General features: G+C 57.6%; 2 rRNA genes. Both read left to right on the forward strand.

The window, feature by feature from the left end:
- Positions 1-1,066 (forward strand): 16S ribosomal RNA (locus tag AB0D99_RS35530); the annotation flags it as partial.
- Positions 1,067-1,442: 376 nt separating this feature from the next.
- A 23S ribosomal RNA gene (locus AB0D99_RS35535) occupies positions 1,443-3,639 on the forward strand; the annotation flags it as partial.

Here is a 3,639-nt window from a genome sequence, read left to right on the forward strand (position 1 = left end):
GCAGAAGAAGCGCCGGCTAACTACGTGCCAGCAGCCGCGGTAATACGTAGGGCGCAAGCGTTGTCCGGAATTATTGGGCGTAAAGAGCTCGTAGGTGGCTTGTCACGTCGGGTGTGAAAGCTTGGGGCTTAACTCCAGGTCTGCATTCGATACGGGCTGGCTAGAGGTAGGTAGGGGAGAACGGAATTCCTGGTGTAGCGGTGAAATGCGCAGATATCAGGAGGAACACCGGTGGCGAAGGCGGTTCTCTGGGCCTTACCTGACGCTGAGGAGCGAAAGCGTGGGGAGCGAACAGGATTAGATACCCTGGTAGTCCACGCTGTAAACGTTGGGCGCTAGGTGTGGGGACCTTCCACGGTTTCCGCGCCGTAGCTAACGCATTAAGCGCCCCGCCTGGGGAGTACGGCCGCAAGGCTAAAACTCAAAGGAATTGACGGGGGCCCGCACAAGCGGCGGAGCATGTTGCTTAATTCGACGCAACGCGAAGAACCTTACCAAGGCTTGACATCGCCCGGAAACACTCAGAGATGGGTGCCTCTTCGGATCGGGTGACAGGTGGTGCATGGCTGTCGTCAGCTCGTGTCGTGAGATGTTGGGTTAAGTCCCGCAACGAGCGCAACCCTTGTTCAATGTTGCCAGCACGCTCCTTCGGGGGTGGTGGGGACTCATTGGAGACTGCCGGGGTCAACTCGGAGGAAGGTGGGGATGACGTCAAGTCATCATGCCCCTTATGTCTTGGGCTGCAAACATGCTACAATGGCCGGTACAGAGGGTTGCGATACCGTGAGGTGGAGCGAATCCCAAAAAGCCGGTCTCAGTTCGGATTGGGGTCTGCAACTCGACCCCATGAAGTCGGAGTCGCTAGTAATCGCAGATCAGCAACGCTGCGGTGAATACGTTCCCGGGCCTTGTACACACCGCCCGTCACGTCACGAAAGTCGGCAACACCCGAAGCCCGTGGCCCAACCAGCTTGTCTGGGGGGAGCGGTCGAAGGTGGGGCTGGCGATTGGGACGAAGTCGTAACAAGGTAGCCGTACCGGAAGGTGCGGCTGGATCACCTCCTTTCTAAGGAGCATCGACTGCGGCCACCTGGTGGTCCGTGGTCCATGTCATGTCTGCAGGCGAACGTTCTGCACGTGACGCGCTCATTAGTGGAGCACTGGCTACTCAACCGGACCGCATTCGCCGGGCCGCTAGTACCGCCTTCTTCGGAGGGAGTGGGAACGCCGGCTGCGGGGGGTCGGACTGGTTGAACACACTGTTGGGTCCTGAGGAAACGGACCGGGCGGGCCCGCTGAGGCGGGCTTGCTGTCTGTTTGACCTCGTGCGGGACCGGCCTTCTGCCAGACCGGCTCATCTTCAGGGTGGGTGTCTGGTGGCGGAGTGGGTTCGGTCGCTGTTTGTTGTTTGAGATTTGCATAGTGGACGCGAGCATCTTTGTGGCCAAGTTTTTTAGGGCACACGGTGGATGCCTTGGCATCAGGAGCCGATGAAGGACGTGGGAGGCTGCGTTAAGCCCCGGGGAGTCGCCAACCTGACTTTGATCCGGGGATGTCCGAATGGGGAAACCTAGCACCAGTCATGTGGTGTTGCCTCCGCCTGAATGTATAGGGCGGTTGGTGGTAACGCGGGGAAGTGAAACATCTCAGTACCCGTAGGAAGAGAAAACAAATTAGTGATTCCGTGAGTAGTGGTGAGCGAAAGCGGAAGAGGCTAAACCGTATGCGTGTGATAGCCGGCAGGCGTTGCGTGTGCGGGGTTGTGGGACCCTCTGGGAGAGGCTGCCGCTTCTCCAAGCAGTGAGAAATCGATGGGATAGCCGAAGTTTCTGGGAAGTTGCGCCGTAGACCGTGAGAGCCGGGTAGGCGAAATCTTGTCGACTGTTTGAGGGGATCCCAAGTAGCACGGGGCCCGAGAAATCCTGTGTGAATCTGCCAGGACCACCTGGTAAGCCTAAATACTCCCTGATGACCGATAGTGAACAAGTACCGTGAGGGAAAGGTGAAAAGCGCCCCGGTGAGGGGTCGTGAAATAGTACCTGAAACCGTGTGCCTACAAGCCGTAGGAGCGTAGACGTCTTCGGGCGTCTGTGATGTGACTGCGTGCCTTTTGAAGAATGAGCCTGCGAGTTATGGTGTGTGGCGAGGTTAACCCGTGTGGGGGAGCCGTAGCGAAAGCGAGTCTGAATAGGGCGTTTGAGTCGCATGCTGTAGACCCGAAGCGGAGTGATCTAGGCATGGGCAGGTTGAAGCGCGGGTAAGACCGCGTGGAGGACCGAACCCACCAGGGTTGAAAACCTGGGGGATGACCTGTGTTTAGGGGTGAAAGGCCAATCAAACTCCGTGATAGCTGGTTCTCCCCGAAATGCATTTAGGTGCAGCGTTGCGTGTTTCTTGCCGGAGGTAGAGCACTGGATGGCTAATGGGCCCGACAAGGTTACTGACGTCAGCCAAACTCCGAATGCCGGTAAGTGAGAGCGCAGCAGTGAGACTGCGGGGGATAAGCTCCGTAGTCGAGAGGGAAACAGCCCAGACCACCGACTAAGGCCCCTAAGCGTGTGCTAAGTGGGAAAGGATGTGGAGTCGCAGTGACAACCAGGAGGTTGGCTTAGAAGCAGCCATCCTTGAAAGAGTGCGTAATAGCTCACTGGTCAAGTGATTCCGCGCCGACAATGTAGCGGGGCTCAAGTACACCGCCGAAGTCGTGGCATTCACGCATTAACCTGGCAGCTTGTCTGTCTAGGTGTGTGGATGGGTAGGGGAGCGTCGTGCGGCCGGCGAAGCAGCAGAGTGATCTAGTTGTGGAGGCCGTGCGAGTGAGAATGCAGGCATGAGTAGCGAATCAGAAGTGAGAAACTTCTGCGCCGGATGACCAAGGGTTCCTGGGCCAGGCTAATCCGCCCAGGGTAAGTCGGGACCTAAGGCGAGGCCGACAGGCGTAGTCGATGGACAACGGGTTGATATTCCCGTACCCGCTACGATGCGCCAATACTGAATCCAGTGATACTAAGGGTCCTTAAGCCCCTAACGCCCTTCGGGGTGTGGGTGAGGCTGAACGCCTGGCCTGATCTGGTAGTAGGTAAGCGATGGGGTGACGCAGGAAGGTAGCCCAGCCCAGGCGATGGTAGTCCTGGGGTAAGCATGTAGGGAGAGAGGTAGGCAAATCCGCCTCTCACATATCCTGAGATGTGATGCCGAGCCGATTGTGGCGAAGTGGGTGATCCTATGCTGCCGAGAAAAGCCTCTAGTGAGTGTCGTGGCGGCCCGTACCCGAAACCGACTCAGGTGGTCAGGTAGAGAATACCAAGGCGATCGGGTGAACTGTGGTTAAGGAACTCGGCAAATTGCCCCCGTAACTTCGGGAGAAGGGGGGCCTTCGCTGGTGATGAGTCTTGCACTCGGAGCTGGTGGGGGTCGCAGAGGCCAGGGGGAAGCGACTGTTTACTAAAAACACAGGTCCGTGCGAAGTCGTAAGACGATGTATACGGACTGACGCCTGCCCGGTGCTGGAACGTTAAGGGGACCGGTTAGTCATCTTCGGGTGGCGAAGCTGAGAACTTAAGCGCCAGTAAACGGCGGTGGTAACTATAACCATCCTAAGGTAGCGAAATTCCTTGTCGGGTAAGTTCCGACCTGCAC

Source organism: Streptomyces sp. NPDC047971 (genome assembly GCF_040653355.1).
Classification (GTDB): Bacteria; Actinomycetota; Actinomycetes; order Streptomycetales; family Streptomycetaceae; genus Streptomyces.